The organism is Streptomyces sp. NPDC059564, assembly GCF_042735575.1.
GTDB lineage: Bacteria > Actinomycetota > Actinomycetes > Streptomycetales > Streptomycetaceae > Streptomyces.
This window is the reverse complement of the sequence record NZ_JBHWBP010000137.1, coordinates 1-18,896: the sequence shown is the minus strand read 5'-3', so window position 1 is coordinate 18,896 and position 18,896 is coordinate 1. Positions and strand designations below refer to the sequence as shown.

Here is an 18,896-nt window from a genome sequence, read left to right as displayed (position 1 = left end):
AGACAGCCCTCACGCGGCTCCGCCAGCCGCTTCCAAACCATCCGAACCATCACACCGGCAGCCTCCGCCATCACCTGCACATGCAGCGACGACACCGACCCCGGCCCCAGGTCCACCGCCAACAACCAACGGGCCAGCACACCCCGCGTCAACCGGCCGTCCTCACCCATACCCACCGGCACAGCCCGGCCCTGGCCGGCCGCACAGAGGAACGGACATCCCCATGACAGCCAAGATCACAACTCATACCAGAGAGACCAGGCACAACCCACCCGATCCCTGCTGACGACAACCAGTGCCACCAACTCACCCCTTCACAGGGGACCGCGCTTCGCTTGGTCCCCGAACGGATCGCTTCGCGACCGGGGGTGAGCCCGTTTCACGGGGTCCGGGCCTTCGGCCCGAGGGTGGCGGCCCGCACCGCTGCTGGTCGGCCTACGCCTTACCTGCGGCTCATCCGGTAGATCCGGACGTCGTCCTCGAACAGCTCCACCTGCTCCGCGCCACCGTCGAGCCGCACGCCTCCGTACCCCGTCCGACGCAGGAGGACCGATGTCGACACAGGAACTCGATCACGGGGCTGTGGCGGTCGCCGTCTTCCCGCGGAGGATGCCCTACGCCCGGCGGCCCTTGGACCGGCCGACCCGGGTCTCCAGCAGCACGCCCATCAGCTCTGCCTCGCCGGCCCCGGCGAGCAGCCGCTTGGGCACGATCAGCAGGCCGGCCTTCCAGCCGAGGCGGCCGGTCACGACGTATACCCGCTCCGTCTCGTAGGAGCGGTAGACGCTGCGCCACGGCACCCGCATGAGTTCGTCACCGCCGCGGACGATCACGAAGCCGGCGGCGTCGATGGTGGCCTGCTTCTCTCCCTTGGCCTGGTCGGCACGGAACGCGCGGCTGGCGAGCAGCGGGGGCAGGAACAGGCCGAGCACCCCGTAGACCACGGCGAGGGTGAGCAGGCCTCCGTTGACCGGGCCGCCGCCGGCAAGCGGCCTCAGGCTCAAGGCCGCCATCAAGACGGCAGCCACCACGATGAGCCACCGGACGCGCCGGATCATCCCGGTGGCTGCAACCGCCTCGTCGAACTCCTCCCGCGTCAGGGTCCCGCTGAAGGTGATGGTTGCCTGTCGTATGTCGTCCACGAGCGCGGATCCTACCGCTCCGCCTGCAGCGGGGAGGCCGTCGCCCGCGTCCTTGTGCCGTACCCCTCATGACGCCCTCACAGCCATCGGGGGGCCTTCTCGTGTCCGCGGGTCAGACGGCCAGCATCACACGCAGGTCGCTACGGCTCGGCCGGAGCAGGAACCCTCGGCGTGCCTGCTACCGCTTCGCAGGCGACGAAAAGACTTGAGGCCGCAGTCGAGGTCGCCCCTGGCCGTGATGGTGATGTTGGAGCGAGTAACCGGTCCCGCAGTTCGTCCGACAACTGCTGCCGATGAGTGAAGATGCAGGCGCGTCCACCCGGCTTATCGAGCCTGTTCGGATGGGTCCGAGAGACTGGTTCGCGACCTGGTCAACGACGACGGGAGCAGCCGTGAGTTTGATCATCGGGACCTGGAACGTAGAGAACTTCTGCCGACCGCTGCCGGCGGGCAGCGTGCCCAACCCCAACAAGTGCGCCGCCAAGGACCAAGCGACCTACGACGCCAAGGTCGAGGCCTTGGCCGGCGTCATCACCGAGATCGGGCCGGACCTGCTCGGTGTGCAGGAGGTCGGCAGCCAGGAAGCGCTGGACGACCTGGTGGCCAAGCTGCCGGGCACTTGGCACAGCGTCCTGTCGAATCACCCCGACCCCCGCGGCATCCGCGTGGGCGTCATCAGCCGTTTCCCCCTGCTCGACGTCCAGCAGCGCAAGGACTTTCCGGACCGCCTCCGCCCCATCCAGGTCGAGGACCAGGGCGACGACGCCCTCACCAGCGAGATGGGGCGCGGCGGTCTGGCCGTACGGGTCGAACCATCTCCCGGCCAGAGCCTCCGCGTGGCCGTCTGCCACCTAAAGTCGAAGCTGCTGACCTTCCCAAACAAGCAGCACAGCACCAACGACGAGCGCCTGCGCGCCCGCTATGAGGCTTACGCGCTCTTCCGTCGCACCGCCGAGGCCGTCACCATGCGTGGCCTGGCCGACGACCTGCTCCAGGGCGACGGCAAGAACCGCGACGTCATCGTGCTGGGCGATTTCAACGACGGGTGGCAGGCCGCCACCACCCAGATCCTGTACGGCCCGCCCGGCTCGCAGATCGGCACCGGCGGCTTCACTCACCCCGACAACCCGGGCGACGCCAACCGCCTGTGGAACCTGGCCCCACACATCCTGGAGCAGGGCGGCTTCTCCCGCATCTTCGAGGGCCAGCACGAGCTGATCGACCACATCATGATCAGCCACTCGCTGCTGGCCAAGTTCCAGGAGGTCTCGACCGGCAACGAGAAGCTGCCGAACGTGGTGGAGGCCCAGCCGGCCGCGGCCCACGACAAGCCGTCCGACCACTCACCCGTGGTGGCGAAGTTCAACCTTTAGTACGTCTGTTGTGCGGGGCTGACGAGCCCCCGCGTTCTCAACGTCCAGGCACAGTCGCCACCTTGGTTGGTTCTGACCTCGTCGCGGGTTGGGACCTGGATCTGCCGTGCCCCGTACGCGCCCCGGATCGGATGTCGCTCACCGATCTGGCGCTCCTCCTGGACGCCCCCGTGGAAGCGCTGCGCGGCCCGAAGCCCGCCGAGCACGTGTGGCACGTCTCGGTCCGCAACCACGCCGACGATCGCGTGCTGTCGAACGCGGAATGGAGCGAGGTCGCCGCCGCCATGGTGCACGCTGTGGGCGTCGCCGGACACGGTGACGAGCAGGCCTGCCGGTGGACATCCCAGAGTCCTGTGGCCATCGCCATCGGGGATCCGGCCGGGCTTCTTGACGTCGACGTGGATCAGTTCGCCGGGCCGTTCTCGCTCGTACGTAGCGGCGGTTCACGGTTCCGGCCGGGCGCTCGAGCCAGGCGAGGCGGTTGAGACCGTGCCGGCGCAGGATCCGGTGGACGGTCGAGGCGGGCAGTCCCAGGACCGGGCCGATGCGGGCTGGACCCAGTTGCGGTCCCGCCGCAGGTCACAGGCCCTCTCCTCGACGTCGGTCGAGGTCCGGTGCGGTGTCGTGCGCGGCCGGCTGGACCGGTCGTGCAGCCCGGCCTCGCCTTCGGTCCTCCACCGGCGCATCCACTTGTGGGCCGTGGCCCGCGATATGCCCATCTCGGCCGCCACGTGCGCGACGGGTCGGCCCGAGCGGACACGTTCGACCAGCAGGCTCCTACCGAAGACCGTCAGCCTGGCATTACGGTGGGACACGAAGACCTCCGTCGTGCCATGGGTTCCTAGACAGCTCCCACCACACCGGAGGTCTTCGCCATGTTCAAGACCCACCGAGTGTCAACAACGCTCGTGATCAATACACCTTGTCTTCACCCGGAGTGGCCCGCCAGTACTCGGGCACCTTGGGCAAGGTCGGCAACTGCCAGATCAGCGTCAGCGTCCACGCCGCCTCGGACACCGCCTCATGCCCGCTTTCGTGACGGCTGTTCCTGCCCGAGAGCTGGGACGGGACCGAGGCAGCCGGGCGGCGCAAGGCATGCCGCATCCCTGCCACCGAACACCACCAGCCCAAGTGGCAGCTCGCGCTGGACATGGTCGACGAACTCGCGGGGACCGGCCTGCGGCCCGCGGTCCTGGTCGCGGACACCGGCTACGGCGCGAACGCCGGCTTCCGCCACGGCCTGGAAGACCGCGGCCTGGCTTACATGTTGCAGGTGAAAGCCGAGATGACCGCCCATGCCGAGGACGCCGAACCGGTCACTCCGGCTTATGGCGGACTCGGCCCGCGCCCCAAGCCCCGCTACCGCACCCGGCCGGGTTCCTTACTCGAACACGTGCTGGCCACCGGACGGGACAAGGCGGTGACGGTGACCGGGCGCAAAGGCTCCAAGGCCGCGAGGAGCTCACGTTTTATGTTTCTGCGGGTCCGGCTCGCGGGCCGGCGCCCCAAACCGGGCCAGGACGGAACGATCCCACTCAGCTGGCTGATCGCGCAGTGGCCCGAGGGCCAGGACGAGCCGGTGAAGTACTGGATCTCCAACCTGCCCGCCACCATCCCCGCCAAGGACCTCGTCCGCCTGGCGAAGTCACGCTGGCGGATCGAGCACGACTACCGCGAGCTGAAAACCTGCCTGGGCCTGGGCCACTTCGAAGGCCGCTCATTCGCCGGCTGGCACCCCCACGTCACCCTCGTCACCGCCGCCCATCTGTTCCTGACCGCACAACGGACCTGCCCAAAAGCCCCTGCCAGGGCCTGACCCTCTACCAGGCCCTGGACCTCCTCCAGCACCTCATCGCCACCTGGACCGGCACCTGCCCAACCTGCCGACAACCCACCTGGCAGCCCTACGACACCACCTAACAAAGCACTACTGGTCGCTGAAGGCCCCTTCGGGGTCGGCCTCGCCGGCGGCGATCAGCGTGTGCAGCAGCCCGCCGGGGGTGGGCTTGGCACGGGCTTTCGCCACGACCTGATCGGCTACCGCCCAGGCACCGGCTCGTGCGCGGTCGTAGCGGCGGTTGGCGGGGAGGGGAAGCTGGTGGATCCATTCGAACGGCATAGCCGCGCGGAGGAAGGTACCGGCCACCAGGATCTGGAAATGGTCGCGGAGAGCGTCGGCCTGATGGCTGTCGATTGTGGGTAGAAGCGTCCGGCACACGATCTTCATGGTGAGCGAGGTCAGTTCGGGGAAGAGGTCGATCTCCTGGCCCGCCTGCCAGCGCGCGCTCAGCGCGGCGCTCTCCTCGCGGATCACCTCGCCGTAGGAATCGATGCCGGCTGGGGTGAAGGCCGGCTGCATCAGGCGCCGCTGCCGGTGATGGTCCGCGCGGCGGGCGGTCACCAGTCCGTTGCCGAGCAGTGCCCGCCCCCGGTCGAAGAACGATCCGTCCTTGTCGAACCGGTTGGCCTGCCCGACGAGCATGTCGTGGACCAGGTCCGGACGGCACACCAGATAGGCGGGGCGCGGCCCCAGCCGCAGCCTGAGCCCAGAGCGTGCCTGCCCGCACTCCAGAAGCCAGTCCAGTAGAGCTGCCTGAGGCCTGCCCCCTGGGTCGTCCGGCGGTGACAGGGGCGGAGCCGGAAGTGTTTTCGAGAGTCGCCGACGTCGCGCGGCCGCAAGCGACCAGGCAACACCGGTGAACGCCAGGACGGATAGTGCGGTTGTCGTGCCGCTTCAACGACACAAGTCGACAGCAGACACTCCACCCCGCCTGTACGCCGGCCGCGTGGGTGCGTGCGGCATCAGCCCGGTGTGGTTGATCATTCGCGCAGGTATCCGGGCGCTGGTCGCTTCCGGCCGTGCGCGGTGGTGCCGTTCCGGCCTGGGCGCGGGTGGCTGGAGTGAGTACTGGGTCTAACCACCCGGACGTGCGGTTTGGGATCGCGGTCATGCCCTGTACGGCATGGCTGTGCGCCTGCGCGCTCGCTGTACGCACTGTGCCCGGGGGGTCTGCGGCGTGCTGTCATGAGCCAGTCCGGCCGGGCACCTCATCAGCTGCCGCTTTCATCAAAGGCACCACTTCGCCGCATGCGGGTTTCGGAGGTCTTGTGCATGTCTGTCCTACCCGGGCCGTTAGTCAGCCGGCAGTTCGCTGAAAACCTGCCGGTCCCCTCACCGCCAGCGAGCGGCGGCAGGGATGGCCTGGCAGGGGTGCTGGCGCGGGAGTTCGCCCGCCGTTGGCCCGAGGACACGGCTGGCCTGGGCGCTGTGCACCGGTACGCGATGCTGCCGTCGGGGAAGCAGCTGCGGCCCCATCTGCTGGCGCGCTCCGCGCTGGCCGTGGGCGGAGCCTTACGGCGGTGCTGCCGGCGGCCGTGGGCTTCGAGCCCGTCCACACCGGGAGCCTGTTGCACAACGACATCATCGACCAGGACGCGGTACGCCGCGGGCGCCCCGCCGTGCACGCGGCCTTCTGCGCCTGCGTGAACAGATCCTCCAGGACGCCCAAGATGACCTGCGCCGGTACATGGGCGGCATCGACCTCATCGTCAGCGGCAACATCAACTTCGGCATGAAGACCGCCCTGTACCTCCTGCCCGACTCGCCCTACACCCTGACCTGGACCGACAAGCCGAGCGACCCCACACCCGACCCCCTCCCCTACCCCGCCCACACCTGGTGGTGGCAGCAAGCCCGCCAGTAGAAGACGACAGTCCACGCACACGGCGGGACCCCGGTGCCAGCCGTGCCGGGTGATCCAACCCGGGACGGCCGGCACAGCTGGCACCCCGCTGCGCGCAGCGGCACGCCCGGGTGCGGCTTCATCGCAGCACACCGTTTCAGTCCCGCAGCCACCGATTTTCGGATGGAGGGTGGGTGACTGGTGGACACATCGTGGCAAGGGTGCAGGCCGGCTGGTGCCTGCGGGAATGTGGAGACGGTTTCTGTGTCTCTCGTCCGGAATTCGGTTGCAGCCGTCGTGGCGCATGTGCTGGGCGGGTGTCGAAGGGAATCGGCATGGTCGGGGCTCAGCGGGTACAGCAAATCGCGGGCGGCGTGCCGTGGCTGGGCCACGTGATGCAGCTGGTGCATGATCCCCTCGCCTTCCTCACGACCCAGCGGGGAGGTCCGGCGGTAGTGAGGGTGAAGCTCGCAGGACGTCCCGTGTATCTGGTCAACGGCGCCGAAGCGGCCCGCCAGGTGCTGGTGTCGTCGGTGTTCGACAAGGGAGGCCCGTTCATGGACACGGCGCGGATCCTGGTCGGCAACGGCGTGATCACCTGCAGCAACGCAGATCACCGGCGTCAGCAGCCGGTGATGCGGCCCGCGCTCCACCGTGACCAGGTGGCCCGCTACGCCCCGGTGATGAGCCAGTGCGTCGCGCAGATAGTCGAGGGTTGGCGAGAGGGTGAGCGGCTCGATGTGGAGGCGAGCATGTACGCGTTGGCGGCCCGCGTGGTGGCGCGCACCCTGATCGCGGCCCCTGCCGGCCGTGGGGCGGCGGATGCCATGGCCGGGGCACTGCCGGTGCTGCTGGAGGGCATGTTCCGTCGGATGCTGGTGCCCTGGTCGCTGGTGCACCGTCTTCCGCTGCCGGCCAACCGCCGCTTCCGTCAGGCACAGGCCCGCCTGGAGGTGTCCGTTCGTGACGTGATCGGGCAGTACCGGGCCGGCCAGGCGCCGGGGGACGATCTGCTGTCCCTGGTGATGGCCGTCGCCGATGATGGCGGCCGCCCGCTTGACGACACAGAGGTGCGTGATCAGGTTCTGTCGGTGCTGGCGGCGGGAGTGGAGACCACCGCCTCCCTGCTCGCATGGACCCTCCACGCCCTGGCCGACCACCCTGCGGTGGAGCGCCAGCTGTGGGGCGAGCTGGACCGCGAGCTCGCCGGACGCCCTCCCTCCTTCGCCGACATCGCGCGCCTGCCCTACACCCGGCAGGTCCTCATCGAAGTGCTTCGACTGTGGCCACCCACGTGGATGCTCAGCCGCATCGCCCTTGAACAGACCGTGCTCGCCGGGTTCACCGTTCCCGCGGGCGCGGATGTGATCGTGTCCCCCTACTCCCTGCAACGCGATCCCGGTGTTTTCCCCGACCCGGATGTCTTTGATCCGGACCGGTGGCTGCCCGAACGCGTCACCGTGGCGCAGCGGCAGGCGTTCACGGCCTTCGGCGGCGGGCGCCGCAAGTGCTTGGGCGAGCACTACGGCATGACCGAGGCCATCCTCGCCCTTGCCGCAATCAGCAGCCGCTGGCAACTACGCAAGGCCACTGCCACGCCAGTGCGGGCCCTGCCCCGCTTCCTCCTCACCCCCGAGGCCGGCCCTCTCATCGCGACCCGCCGCACGACACCAACCGACCCGCCCCGGACAGACAGGGGACACCGGCGATGAGGGCCCCCGGCCACGCCGACGACGGGACCCGCGACCCGGACCCGGTCCCTGCGGGCCGCATTGCCGGATCACCCGAGGAGCACCCGTGCTTCCGGATGCCGACGTTCCCCCGGTTCATGCCCGCCCGGCGCCGCCCCGGCCTTGAAGCGCTGGAGCAGCGCTGCGCGGCCCGCCTCGCCGGGCTCCTGGTCGGTGCCTTCACCAGCCGAGAGGAGCTGGAGGCGTTCTTGGAGCACCGCACCAGCCTGTGGAACCTGCTCACCTACGCCCACGCCCGCGACGACCGCATCGAACTGATCTGTGCCTGGATCGACGTCCTGTTCGCCATCGACGACGAGCTCGCCCACGCGCCACCCTCCCGGATCCGGCAGTCGGGCATCCACGAACTGCCTGCCGTCATCGACGGCCGACCACCCGCCGTGGACACCGCCTACACCCGCGCCTTCGAGCAGCTGCGCGAGCAGACCATGCCCCACGCGCCCGAACGGGTCTGGCAACGCTACGCACGCACCCTGCACGAGTTCTTGAACGCCTGCCACACCGAGCGCGATCTCGTCCAGAGCCTCGCGGTAATGGACCTGCCCACCTACGAGAAACACCGCCACAGCTCGATCGGAGAGTGCTGCTTCCCCCTCCTCGAATTCGGCCTCGGCATCGACCTGAGCGAACCCCTGGAGAGACTGCCCGAACTGCAGCGTCTCAACGCGCTGGCCGCACGCCACTGGATCGGCGTCAACGACGTCTTCTCCTACCGCAAAGAGCTCTACAGCGGCGACACCATGAACGAAATCCAGCTCGCACTCGCCGACAACGGCGGCGACCTCCAGGCTGCCGTCGACCGCATCGCAGCGACCGTCCACCGCGTGGAAGCCGAATTCGACCACCTCACCGCGACGCTCCGCTCCGGCTTGGCAGGCCAGGACAGCAGTCTCAGCACCTACCTCGACGCGCTGGAAGCCATGATCGCCGGAAACCTCGAATGGTCCTACCTCACCCCCCGCTACAACGGCCGCGGCCACACCTGGAACGGCCTGACGGACGCCACCGTCATCCTCACTCCCGAGCACACCGTGTACCTGCCCCACGCCCCCGCCCTGGACACGAGGCGACCGGTGCACCCCCGGCCAGCCGACAAAAGCGCGTAGCGGGCACAGTCGGCAACGCCGGGTCGCGATCTTCACAGTCCGCGACCCGCCCCGCCGTCACCGCGCTGTGCCACCAGACCGAGGGCCGTAGTTGACCATCCTGGCCAACTACGGGGTTCTGACCGCTCTTCCGTGACGCCTACGGCTGCAAGGCGACCTCGTCCAACGCCGCCTCCGACCGCCGCAAGGCGGATGCGAGAAAACCGCGCGGTTGGCTACTGAGCGTGGCGCCTGGCCGTATTGGCCAGGTACCACGATCGGGTCTTGCATCAGACCAGCCGCGCAGATGGGTGAGGCTCCGGCCCGCGGACGCGGCGAGTGGTCAGCGGGCGGTCGCCGGGGCGGCGGAGGTCTCGTAGGCCGCGCGGTAAGGGGCCGTTCTTCTCGTCCCAGTAGAGCAGTCCGGCTGTGGGAGCCATGCTCAGCGCGTCGTTGACGGCGGACAGTGCCGCAAGCAGGGCGGGCAGCCCGCAGACGCGGGCGGCGAACAACGACCTGAGGTGTTCGCGCAGGGAGCGCTGTTGCGTCGCGCACATCTCCCGCACCCCGGCGTCAGCCGGCGCGAGTCCGCCCGCTGCGGCAAACGTGCCCGCGCCGCACGTTCGTACGCCCGGCGTACCCAGACGAAGGCAGATTGAGGGACCCCAGGCGGGGTTGGACGCGCTGATCGCGAGGTTCGTTCTCGACCGAGATCTATCGCACCGCTGTAAAGAACGTGGTCAGCACAGGCGCGAGGGCGTGTGGGTCGACGCTGTGGGTCTGGCCAGGGAAGGCGTGCAGGGTGTAGTTGTCCCCCTGGGCGGCGAGTTCCTTCGCCCCGTTGGCCATGTACGTCTCGCCCGCGCTGCCGTAGCCGACGAGAACGGGCACCTTGACGGACCGCCAGCGGTCGGTGGGCAGCGGCCGGCCAGACATGGTGTCGGCCATCAGCTGACCGTCGTAGGGCAGGGTCGGGGCGACGGCCTCCCACGCGGCCCAGACCGGGGTGTGCCGCATCTGGGCGATGGCTTCGTCCGGCATGGCCAGGCCCACCGTCAGGAAGTAGGTAAGGGCCTCGGTTACATCCCCCCGAGCGACGATCGCCTTCATACGGTCGACGTAGTCGGCGGGCAGCGGTGGGCGGGCGTGGTCGACGATAAACGGCGGTTCGTACAGCGCCAGGGCGGACACCGCGCTACCCCTGGCCACGGCCTCCAATGCCAGGACGGCTCCGGAGGACATACCGAAGAGCAGCACCGGCCCGCCCACCCGCTCGATCAGCGCGTCCAGGTCGTCGACCTCGCGCTGAACGTCGTAGACGGGGCTGTCACCGCTGTCACCGCGGCCCCTGCGGTCGTAGTTGATGACGCTGAAGTTACCCGTAAGTAGCGAGGCGAGCGGTGTGTGCCGGACCCGGGTCATCAAGGTTCCGCCGACGAGAATCACCGCCGGACCCGCGTCGCCGTGAAGCTCACAGGCGATTGCCGTGCCGTCTGACGAGACCACCTTGAACATGCCGAATCCCCCTGCTCTTGAAGCCGCTCGGGCCTCACGCCCGCCGTCGGGCTTTTGTCCTGGGCATGACGCGGCACTGGGCCGGCCGGCGGTGCGGCCCCGAGCGGTCAACGGCCCTGCCAGTACGGTAGGTCCGGGACGTACTGCGGTGACCTGTACAGACAACCAAGATCACGCGCCGGCCACCTGGTCAAACCACCACACAGCAACCGGACGTCGCCACGCGTTCGGGGTGGGCGGCAACCCGTTGCCGCGGTCCGACGACCAGTTCAGACGACGACCGCTGCACCTAGGCTGCGCGCCGCAATGGCAGGGGTGGGTTTCCAGGCTGTCCACGTTGATCGATCCTGATGACGGTCCTCCTGAGGCGTTGCCTGTCCTGCCGCTCTCGCTCCGGCCCGAGGCCGGGCAGGCACTTCGGCCTGTTTTGCAGGATGGTTCATTGCTGGCCGCAGGCTGGGTCGAGAGCAGCGCTGCCCAGCAGTGGCGAACGACGGTCCAGGCGATCACTCGTGCCCTGGACGCCCCTGACAGCTGGAGCTCGGAGGGCTGGACTGCAGGACCGTTCCGCCAGGGGATGACGTCGTCATGAAGTTGGCAACACTCGGAGACGTACTCTTCCCGGGCCTGAACCTCGTGGTGCGCGAGGCAGTGGTCGCGGACGACAACTTGATGATCGACGCGGCATGCTGCGGACCCCCAGGACCATGTCCTCAGTGTCAGCATCCCGCCTCACGCGTCCACAGCCGGTACTGGCGTCACATAGCCGGGCTGCCCGTCAGCGGCCACCAGATGATCGTCCGTCTTCGCGTGCGTCGGTTCTTCTGTGATCAGAGCCAGTGCCGACGTCGGACGTATGTGGAGCAGGTGGCGGGTCTGACCGAGCCACGGCTTCGTACTTCGCCTGCGGCCCGGTCGGCGATGAGAGCGGTTGCTGTGGAGCTCGGCGGCCGCCCGGGCCAACGCCTGTGCACGAAGTTGCGGATCCGTGGTCGGCGAACGACCCTCCTGAGGCAGTTGGCCGCTCAGCCTGTGCCGACCCAGGCCCCACGGATACTCGGAATCGACGAGTTCGCGTTCCGCAAGGGCCGGACCTATGGCACCGTCCTCGTCGACGTCGAGTCCTCCAGGCCGGTGGACGTGCTGCCAGATCGAGAGACCAGCACGGTCGCCGCCTGGCTACAGGAGCACCCCGGCGCCGAGATCATCTGCCGAGACCGCCTGATGGCGTTCACCAAGGCCATCAGACAGGGACGCGCTGGAGGTGGCAGATCGCTGGCACCTCCTCCAGAATCTCTCGACGGCCGTGGAGAAAACCTGCCGCCGGCACCGCGATTGCCTACGCCAGCCAGCCGGATCAGAGGCCAACCCAGCGTTGGCCACGCCGGAGAGTCCTCTCCTGGACCGGATTCGACAACGCCACGCAGAGGTCACCGAGCTCGCCGCCACAGGCCTGTCCCTCAGCGCCATCGGCCGCCGTCTGCAGCTGGACCGCAAGACGGTCCGCCGCTACCGGAACAAGGATCTGGCAGGGCTCCTCGCCTCGGCGCAGGACCGCGGTCACGGTGTCCTCGACCCGTTCATCGAGCACGTGCAGCACCGCTTCCAGGCTGGCTGCACAAGTTCGATGCAGCTCTATCGCGAGTTACTCGCCCTCGGCTACACCGGCGGATACCACGTCGTGAACCGCTACGTGATGGCAATCCGGGAGGGCATAGCGGTCCCCGCCCGCTCGGTAACTCCCAGCCCTCGTGACATCACCTCATGGATCATGCGACCCGAGGGGACACTTGGCCCCGCCAACGTTGCCCAGCTGGAAGCCGTTCGGGTTGCCTGCCCGGAGATCGCCCTGGCCTCTGACCTCGCACGGGAGTTCACCGACATGCTCCGTCAACGCCGCGGGCACCTACTCCAGGACTGGATTCAGAAGGCCGAGCTGGGCGGCCCCGATGCCATCGGCATCTTTGCCGACTCCATCCGCCAGGACCTCCCCGCCGTCACCGCCGGCCTCACCCTCCCCTACAGCTCCGGCATCGTCGAAGGCCACGTCAACAGAATCAAAACGATCAAGCGGCAGATGTACGGTCGAGCCTCGTTCGCTCTGCTCAGAGCCCGCGTCCTCCTTCAGCCGTAGGCGTCACGGAAGAGCGGTCAGAACCAACTACGGCGCTCAGTGAGTGGTTGCGGCCGCCGGGAATTGCTACGGAGCCTTCCAGCTGATCGTCACCTTTCCGGCACCACCAGGCGTTTCGGGGAATTTATCGAAGGCGTCCTCTGAGCCTCGGCCGAGGCCGCCAGCGCCGGCAACGCCCTTGGCCCCGTTGCCGCCCTTGCCGCCCTTGCCGGTGTCACCTGGGGTGCCGTCACCGCCGAAGTCGATGTAACTGCTGTCGCAGGCGCCGGGCACGTATGTGCCCCCGCCGCCCTTGCCCCCCTGACCGTTGTAGGTCGATTTGATGCCGCCGCCACCACCGCCGCCACCACCGCCGGCAGTGACGAACCCGTCGACGGTGGTGGCGCCGCCGCCACCACCACTGGCAGCGGAGCGCTGACCACCCGCGCCAGCGCCGCCCACACCAACGCTGGAGCCACCAGCACTACCCGGGACTGCGCCGTTGCCGCCCTTGCCGCTACTTCCCCACCTCTGGCCCTTCTCTCCTGTTGTGGACTTGCCACGGCCCTGGCCGCCCGCGGCGTCCACCCCCCTGTCTCCGAATGCCCCAATGCCGCCACCAGCGGCGACGAAGCCGCTGATGGCGCCGCCCCGGAACTTGCTCACGACACAGGTGACCGCGCCGCCACCACCGCCGCCTCCGCCAGAGCCGTAGCCATAGGCTTCATCACTGCTGACAGCCCCTCCTCCACCCCCGCCGCCGGCCACGATGGTGACCTCGGAGCCAACCGGAATGCTGGGCGTGGTGAACTCGCCGACCGAGGCCGCGGTGAACGACTCGCCGGCAAGGGCATGGGCGCCGGCAGGCGCGGTCACGGCAGACAAAGCAGCCGTGGCCAGAGCGATGGCGCAACTCAAGACCGGACGGCGACGGACGGTACGCATAAAACTCATGAGGCCTGCTTCCTACTGAAGACGTGGGTGCCCAAGGGCCTCACTGATCAACGGATCAAACGCCAGCAAGTCACTGCACCCCAGAGCGGCCTGAATACAGCTGGCCAGCCGGTTCCCGCAGCCCGGCAGGTCATCAGGGCTGGTCGGCTGGCAGACGCTTGCGGGCGAGGGTCATGCCGTCGGCGATGGGGAGCATCACGGACTCCATCCGCAGATCGGAGCGTACTCGCGTGTTGAAACGGCGGATGGCTGCGGCGTTGCCGTTCGCTTCGGGATCCGCCGCGTGACCTCCGTACAGCACGTTGTCGGCCAGCAGCAGTCCGCCGGGACGCAGACGTGGTACCAGCAGGTCCCAGTACGTTTCGTAGCCGGGTTTGTCCGCATCGAGGAAGGCCATGTCGATCTCCTGCCTCTCCGGCAGGGCCCTCAGGGTGTCGGCGGCGGGGCCCAGGGCCAGGTGGATGCGGTCGGCCACACCGGCCTCTTGCCAGGCCCCGCGGGCGATCGTGGTCCACTCGCGGGACGTGTCGCAGGTCAGCACTGTGCCGTCCGCCGGCAGGCCAAGGGCGAACGCCAGGGTGGAGTAGCCGGTGAAGGTGCCCACTTCCACGATGCGGCGGGCCCCGGTGATTCGGGTCAGCAAGGTCAGGAAGGTGGCCTGCTCGTGCGGGATCCGCATCTCGGCCACCGCACCGAGCTCCCGGGTGTGTTGGGCCAGGCGCTGCTGCGCGGGTGTGGCGGGTTCGGCGTGGTCTGCCAGATAGCGGTACTGCGAGGCCGTCATCGCAACGGTCTTCACGGCATCGGCATCCGGGAGGGTCTGTCGGCTGGTGGGGATCATGGGGGCTCCTGCGTCAGGGGACGGTCTGCACGGATCGCATGGCGTCCCGCGGGGTGAGGTTTTCGATGTGGTGGCCGAGCAGTTCCACTGCCCGGGAGGCGAACCCGTGCACCAGGTCCGGCGCCGGGCCGTTGGGGGCCCAGGAGGCATTCGGACCGTACAGACCGTGGACGAGCAGGTCGTCCCGCGCCAGGGCCAGTCGGTACAGCAGCTGTGACTTGAGGCCCGATGCGCACACCGGGCCGCGCAGCACCGAGAAGAAGGCGTCGAACAGCCCCGTCTCCTTTGGGGTCGGGGCGCACCCCGGGTGCCGGCCCGCCTCCTGGAGCAACGAGGTTCCCTCCGGGACCAGGCGGGCGGCAACCGCCGCGTGGATGCGCTGGTTGCTGCGGATGGCGTCGCGCAGCAGTGCCGTGCGCTCGCGCGGCAGGCTGTTCAGAACCTCGCGCACGAGGCCGGGCAGCGGCCGGTAGTCGGCTGCCCATTGCCCGCTGAATGCCGGATGGCATATCGCCATGTCGGCCCGCACGGTGTCGGCGTAGCGCTGGGGTGAGCAACTGCCGGCGTACAGGAGCAGTACCGAGTACAGGTCGTACGAGCGGGCCGTCCGGCCGATCGCCTCGTCTTCGCTGTCCGGGTTCGTCAGGGCCCTGTCCAGCTCCGCGGTCATCAGCTGCCACAGGACGACGGCGGCGTGGTGGCCGACTCTCCAGCGGTAGCGGGCGCGGGCGTCGGGGTCGCCGGGGGCGGCCGGAGCATCCCGCAGCACGTGCGGATCGGGGGCCGGGCCGCACTGCCGGGAGCAGGTCACACCGGGCGGTGCGGGAGCGTCGCCGGGAGCGGGCACCAGCAGCGGGGGCACCGTAGCCGGACCCGTGGGGGTGCTCACGACGGGACTCGGAGCGAGGCCACGGCGGGTGCGTACGTCGCTGCCCGTCCCTCGGTCCGGTCCGCGGTCCGGTCCTCGGCCTGAGGCCGCACGGTGTTCTGGTCGGTCATGGCTGCCCCTTGGCTGTGTGGGTTCATTGGGCGGTCCGGAATGGTGTCCGCCGGGTGGAACCAGTCCATCAACACAGCGCGGGCGCCACTGTCGTCCGGATGCAGGAGTGGGGGAAGGAACCTCATCACACAGGAGGCGTAGTTCATGCCGGTACGAGCCGGCCATCCTGTCCGCCGAATTGATTCGGCGGATTCACGCATCCGCAGGGCGGATGCCCGGAGAGCGACTGTTGAGAATCCTCTGGAACAAGATGTGGTCGCGCCATTCACCGTCGATGTACAGGTAGTGCGGCACGGTGCCGATCAATTCGAAACCGCACTTCGCGAGCAGTCGTTGCGAGGCCAGATTGGCGATTGCCGTGGCTCCTTCGATCCTGTGGAGATCGAGCTGCTCATCAGCGGCCCGGCAAGCGGCGCGGAGGGCCTCGGTCGCGAGGCCGCGTCCTCCGTACTCCGCATCGACCCAAGCTCCGACATTCGCACTGCGGAAAGGCCCGAGGACGATGTTGTACAGCGTCATCGTTCCGACCAGCTCGTCCCCACAGGCCAGTACCCACGGGACCAGTCGCCCCGCGTCTCGCTCCTTGAGCCTGCCGCGCACGCGGTCGGCCTGGCCTTGCTCGGTGAAGAAGTCCTCGCCCCTACGGGGCTCCCACGGCCGCAGGTGATCGCGATTTCGCAGATAGGCCCTGCACAGTCCTTTCGAATCCTCGTCCTCCAGTGGGCGCATCAGCACGTCGCGGGTAATGGCTACAGGGAATGTGATCATCGCGTAATTGTAAGACGGTATGCGATAAATCGGCCATCAAGGGATATCCCTGGGATCGGCCCGTCCGTTCATCCCTCCCCTCACCCGTTTGGGTGACAGAGCCGTCCGGAGTGAGCTGGTGGACTGAATATCGCAACACAGATCCTTGAATCACACACGAAAGGAGGATGGACAATGGCTGCTATTCAGGAAATCGCTCACGCCCTCACCGCCGAGTTCGGTGCGGTCCACGTCGAGATGGCGTGCGAGTAGGCAATCTCTTGCCCCGGACCCCGAGGCGCTCATCAAGGCTCCCGGCACTGCTCCGCCAGTGCCGGGAGCCTTTGCGCATCCCCCGACCGATGGCCGTACCGGCCCGGTCACCCCGTCGGTGCGTCGACGGGGTGGGACGGTCATCGGTCCGGCGTCACCTCGGGCCGGCCGCCCGGAGGATGCCCGGCCGGCCCGGAGCGAGTGGCCGCGGGGACCGGCCGTTGGTTGCCGAGCACGGCCCGGAGTTCCGCGAGCGTCCGGTCCTTCGTCTCCGGTACGTACCGGCGCAGCAGCACCAGGATCAGCAGGGTGACGGCCGTGAAGGACAGGAACGTCCCCGCGAGCCTGTCCGGGTTGCCGGGGGTACCGAGGATCACCGGGAACAGCAGGGCGACCAGGAGGTTCACCGCCCAGGTGAGCGCGAGCGCGCCTCCCGAGACCCTGGTCCTGAGCTCCGGCGGGAGCACCTCCGCGAGCAGGACCCAGCTCAGCGGGCCCGCGGAGAAGGCGTAACAGGCGACGTACACCAGCACGGCGGCCACCGTCAGGGCTCCGGCGGCGGGCCCGCCCATCAACTGGCACCAGGCGGCGGCGCCGAGGGCCACCGCCATCCCGGCCAGCCCGGCGGTCAGCAGGGGCTTGCGCCCGTGGCGCCGGATGAGGCCCAGCGCGACGAAGGACATCACCACGTTCACCAGCCCGATCGACAGGCTGGCCGCCCTGGCTCCACTGTCGCCGGACAGACCGGCCGAGGAGAACACGAGCGTCGAGTAGTAGACGACGGCCCCGATGCCCACGACGGCGTTCATCAGCGCCGCGCCGACGGCGATGGCCATGGGCCGGCGCAACGCGGGGTCGGCCGCACAGCGCACGAGGGACCGGTGCGGTGTGCTGCGGGCCTCGGCGAGCGCGGCGAACTCCGCCGCCGCCTCCCCCGGTTCACGGGTGGCCCGGAGCACTTCGAGGGCTCCCGCCTCCCGTCCCCGTGCCAGCAGGTCCCCGGGCGCCTCGGACATGCGCAGGGCGGTCAGGCCGAGGGCCATGCACGGCAGCGCGTTCACGGCGAACAGCACACGCCAGCCTCCGTGTCCCATGGGGCCCGTACCGAGGGCGAGGGCCACCAGCATGCCGACGGTGATGGACACCTGGTACGCCGTGACGAGGGAGCCACGGACCCGGGCAGGGGCGAGGTCCGCCAAGAGCACGGGGGCGACGGCCGAGGTCACGCCCATGGCCAGGCCGATCAGGCACCGTCCCGCGGCGAGTGCCGCCTCGTCGGGGGCGACGGCACAGAGCGCGGCGGCCGCCGCCCCCAGTGCCCCGGCCAGGCAGAGGATGCGGCGCCGTCCGATGCGGCCGGCGAGCAGTCCGGAGCCCAGACTCCCCACCAGTGCCCCGACCAGCAGCGCGCTGACGACGATCCCCTCCTGGAGAGCGGACAGCCCGAACTCCCCGTCGATGGCGCCCATGCTCTCGTTCATGGTGGAGATGGACACGCCGATCAGCGCGCCGGCGGCGATCGCGACCGCGAGGGAGCGGCGGTGCGCGCCGCGCGGACCCCGCGAGGGGCGCGCAGCGCTGCGGCTGGTCGCTTCCGGTGTGCGGCGTCCCGGGGCCGGGCGGACGGACGCGTTCATGACGCGTGCGGGAGCCCGGCCGTACGGGACGCGCGTCGCGTCGCCCGCCGGATCGCGGGTCACCGCGCGAACCAGCCGTGGCCGCCGTACCAGTGGCGGCCGGCCCGGAGATGGTCTCCGATCGCACGCTCGACCGTGTTGCGCCGGGGCAGTGTGCCGGGCGGCAGCGCGGGGTCGCCGAAGACGTACTCGACCGGGTGGCCGTCATCGGGCTCGGTGCTCTCGTAGGCGGTGCCGAAGCGCCGCTGGAACCGGAGGATGTTGGACTCCGACGGGAGATACTCCGCGAGCTGCGGGTCCAGCAGCCAGGAATCGCAGATGGCGACGGGGTACGTCTCGTGGGGGAAGAAGCGGCGGAAGAACTCCCTGGTACGCACGATCGACCGCTCGCAGGCATCGTCGGTCATCGGACCGAGGTAGCCGGGGATGTGCAGGCTCAGGCACAGGTCGCCGGGACCGACCGGCACGCCCGCCGCGCGCGCCGTGTCGGCGGTACGGGGGTCCAGTGGCGCCCGTTCGTACTGGAGGCGGCCCAGCTGGTACATCTCGCCCCGGAGGTGCAGCGTGAACCATCCCGGATTCAGCAGGCCGCCGGTGCCGTGACGTCGGCGGTGGACGGCCATCTGGCGGCCGAGGTCGGCGAAGGTGCTCCGGGAGATCGCTTCGGGGATGTTCAGCTCACGGTGGCGGGCCCGGGCGAACGGGGTGATGGCCAACGCCGAGGCCCGGGTGGTCAAGCACAACAAGGCCCAGGACCCGCCGCCCGGCGTACGGACCGACAC

At 69.2% G+C, this 18,896-nt stretch carries 15 protein-coding genes and 4 pseudogenes; 8 read left to right on the top strand and 11 right to left on the bottom strand.

The window, feature by feature from the left end; all coding sequences use genetic code 11:
- Positions 1-614: 614 nt before the first annotated feature.
- Complete coding sequence (locus ACFV0Q_RS22650) at positions 615-1,142, bottom strand: YcxB family protein (RefSeq protein WP_385008056.1); 528 nt, start codon at positions 1,140-1,142, stop codon at positions 615-617.
- Between the two features lie 392 nt (positions 1,143-1,534).
- On the opposite strand from ACFV0Q_RS22650, the gene ACFV0Q_RS22645 reads away from it, so the two are divergent.
- The gene (locus ACFV0Q_RS22645; RefSeq protein WP_385008055.1) at positions 1,535-2,515 is read left to right on the top strand and encodes an endonuclease/exonuclease/phosphatase family protein; all 981 of its coding nucleotides are present in this window, start codon (positions 1,535-1,537) and stop codon (positions 2,513-2,515) included.
- Between the two features lie 344 nt (positions 2,516-2,859).
- On the opposite strand, the pseudogene ACFV0Q_RS22640 reads toward ACFV0Q_RS22645, so the two are convergent.
- A pseudogene (locus tag ACFV0Q_RS22640) lies at positions 2,860-3,330 on the bottom strand (helix-turn-helix domain-containing protein); the annotation flags it as partial.
- Positions 3,331-3,452: 122 nt separating this feature from the next.
- Between ACFV0Q_RS22640 and ACFV0Q_RS22635 the strand changes: the two are divergent.
- A pseudogene (locus tag ACFV0Q_RS22635) lies at positions 3,453-4,331 on the top strand (IS701 family transposase).
- Between the two features lie 111 nt (positions 4,332-4,442).
- On the opposite strand, the gene ACFV0Q_RS22630 reads toward ACFV0Q_RS22635, so the two are convergent.
- A complete protein-coding gene (locus ACFV0Q_RS22630) occupies positions 4,443-5,048 on the bottom strand; it encodes a cytochrome P450 (RefSeq protein ID WP_385008058.1) in 606 nt (201 codons plus the stop codon).
- Between the two features lie 827 nt (positions 5,049-5,875).
- Between ACFV0Q_RS22630 and ACFV0Q_RS22625 the strand changes: the two genes are divergently transcribed.
- The 4 genes from ACFV0Q_RS22625 to ACFV0Q_RS22610 all read left to right on the top strand — a co-directional run bounded on the left by ACFV0Q_RS22625 (position 5,876) and on the right by ACFV0Q_RS22610 (position 9,055).
- The gene (locus tag ACFV0Q_RS22625; RefSeq protein ID WP_385008053.1) at positions 5,876-6,091 is read left to right on the top strand and encodes a polyprenyl synthetase family protein; all 216 of its coding nucleotides are present in this window, start codon (positions 5,876-5,878) and stop codon (positions 6,089-6,091) included.
- Complete coding sequence (locus ACFV0Q_RS22620; RefSeq protein WP_385008060.1) at positions 6,043-6,219, top strand: hypothetical protein; 177 nt, start codon at positions 6,043-6,045, stop codon at positions 6,217-6,219. The genes ACFV0Q_RS22625 and ACFV0Q_RS22620 overlap by 49 nt, the downstream gene beginning before the upstream one ends.
- 296 nt (positions 6,220-6,515) lie before the next feature.
- The gene (locus ACFV0Q_RS22615; protein ID WP_385008051.1) at positions 6,516-7,910 is read left to right on the top strand and encodes a cytochrome P450; all 1,395 of its coding nucleotides are present in this window, start codon (positions 6,516-6,518) and stop codon (positions 7,908-7,910) included.
- Positions 7,907-9,055 carry a hypothetical protein gene (locus ACFV0Q_RS22610; protein WP_385008049.1) on the top strand — a complete coding sequence of 383 codons (1,149 nt, stop codon included), beginning with the start codon at positions 7,907-7,909 and terminating at the stop codon, positions 9,053-9,055. The genes ACFV0Q_RS22615 and ACFV0Q_RS22610 overlap by 4 nt, the downstream gene beginning before the upstream one ends.
- A 371-nt stretch (positions 9,056-9,426) precedes the next feature.
- On the opposite strand, the pseudogene ACFV0Q_RS22605 reads toward ACFV0Q_RS22610, so the two are convergent.
- Both ACFV0Q_RS22605 and ACFV0Q_RS22600 read right to left on the bottom strand, forming a co-directional pair.
- Positions 9,427-9,690 (bottom strand): annotated as a pseudogene (locus ACFV0Q_RS22605) (ABATE domain-containing protein); the annotation flags it as partial.
- A gap of 58 nt (positions 9,691-9,748) precedes the next feature.
- Positions 9,749-10,549 (bottom strand): alpha/beta fold hydrolase, encoded by an 801-nt coding sequence (locus ACFV0Q_RS22600; RefSeq protein ID WP_385008047.1) that lies wholly within the window; start codon positions 10,547-10,549, stop codon positions 9,749-9,751.
- A 588-nt stretch (positions 10,550-11,137) separates the two neighbouring features.
- Between ACFV0Q_RS22600 and ACFV0Q_RS22595 the strand changes: the two are divergent.
- Positions 11,138-11,785: pseudogene (locus ACFV0Q_RS22595) on the top strand (transposase family protein); the annotation flags it as partial.
- Between the two features lie 28 nt (positions 11,786-11,813).
- Positions 11,814-12,683, top strand: a complete 870-nt coding sequence (locus tag ACFV0Q_RS22590) for a transposase (RefSeq protein WP_385008045.1) — start codon at positions 11,814-11,816, stop codon at positions 12,681-12,683.
- A gap of 66 nt (positions 12,684-12,749) precedes the next feature.
- Here ACFV0Q_RS22590 and ACFV0Q_RS22585 read toward each other — a convergent pair whose 3' ends face one another.
- The 6 genes from ACFV0Q_RS22585 to ACFV0Q_RS22560 form a co-directional block, all read right to left on the bottom strand.
- Positions 12,750-13,538 carry a hypothetical protein gene (locus tag ACFV0Q_RS22585; RefSeq protein ID WP_385008043.1) on the bottom strand — a complete coding sequence of 263 codons (789 nt, stop codon included), beginning with the start codon at positions 13,536-13,538 and terminating at the stop codon, positions 12,750-12,752.
- Positions 13,539-13,749: 211 nt separating this feature from the next.
- Positions 13,750-14,457: an O-methyltransferase gene (locus ACFV0Q_RS22580; RefSeq protein ID WP_385008041.1), complete on the bottom strand. Its 708-nt coding sequence runs from the start codon at positions 14,455-14,457 to the stop codon at positions 13,750-13,752.
- Between the two features lie 13 nt (positions 14,458-14,470).
- Entirely contained in the window at positions 14,471-15,346 is an 876-nt protein-coding gene (locus tag ACFV0Q_RS22575; RefSeq protein WP_385008039.1) for a hypothetical protein, read from the bottom strand.
- A 303-nt stretch (positions 15,347-15,649) separates the two neighbouring features.
- Positions 15,650-16,225, bottom strand: coding sequence for a GNAT family N-acetyltransferase (locus tag ACFV0Q_RS22570; protein ID WP_385008037.1), 576 nt, complete (start codon positions 16,223-16,225; stop codon positions 15,650-15,652).
- Positions 16,226-16,617: 392 nt separating this feature from the next.
- Positions 16,618-18,177 carry a sugar porter family MFS transporter gene (locus tag ACFV0Q_RS22565; protein ID WP_385008035.1) on the bottom strand — a complete coding sequence of 520 codons (1,560 nt, stop codon included), beginning with the start codon at positions 18,175-18,177 and terminating at the stop codon, positions 16,618-16,620.
- The gene (locus ACFV0Q_RS22560; RefSeq protein ID WP_385008033.1) at positions 18,174-18,830 is read right to left on the bottom strand and encodes an acyltransferase domain-containing protein; all 657 of its coding nucleotides are present in this window, start codon (positions 18,828-18,830) and stop codon (positions 18,174-18,176) included. Before ACFV0Q_RS22560 ends, ACFV0Q_RS22565 begins: the two co-directional genes overlap by 4 nt.
- Positions 18,831-18,896 lie beyond the last annotated feature (66 nt).

Bases quoted from the DNA above. Each gene is read 5' to 3' on its own strand.
- ACFV0Q_RS22620 (WP_385008060.1), top strand. From the start codon at position 6,043: ATGGGCGGCATCGACCTCATCGTCAGCGGCAACATCAACTTCGGCATG.
- ACFV0Q_RS22580 (WP_385008041.1), bottom strand. From the start codon at position 14,457: ATGATCCCCACCAGCCGACAGACCCTCCCGGATGCCGATGCCGTGAAG.
- ACFV0Q_RS22610 (WP_385008049.1), top strand. From the start codon at position 7,907: ATGAGGGCCCCCGGCCACGCCGACGACGGGACCCGCGACCCGGACCCG.
- ACFV0Q_RS22570 (WP_385008037.1), bottom strand. From the start codon at position 16,225: ATGATCACATTCCCTGTAGCCATTACCCGCGACGTGCTGATGCGCCCA.
- ACFV0Q_RS22600 (WP_385008047.1), bottom strand. From the start codon at position 10,549: ATGTTCAAGGTGGTCTCGTCAGACGGCACGGCAATCGCCTGTGAGCTT.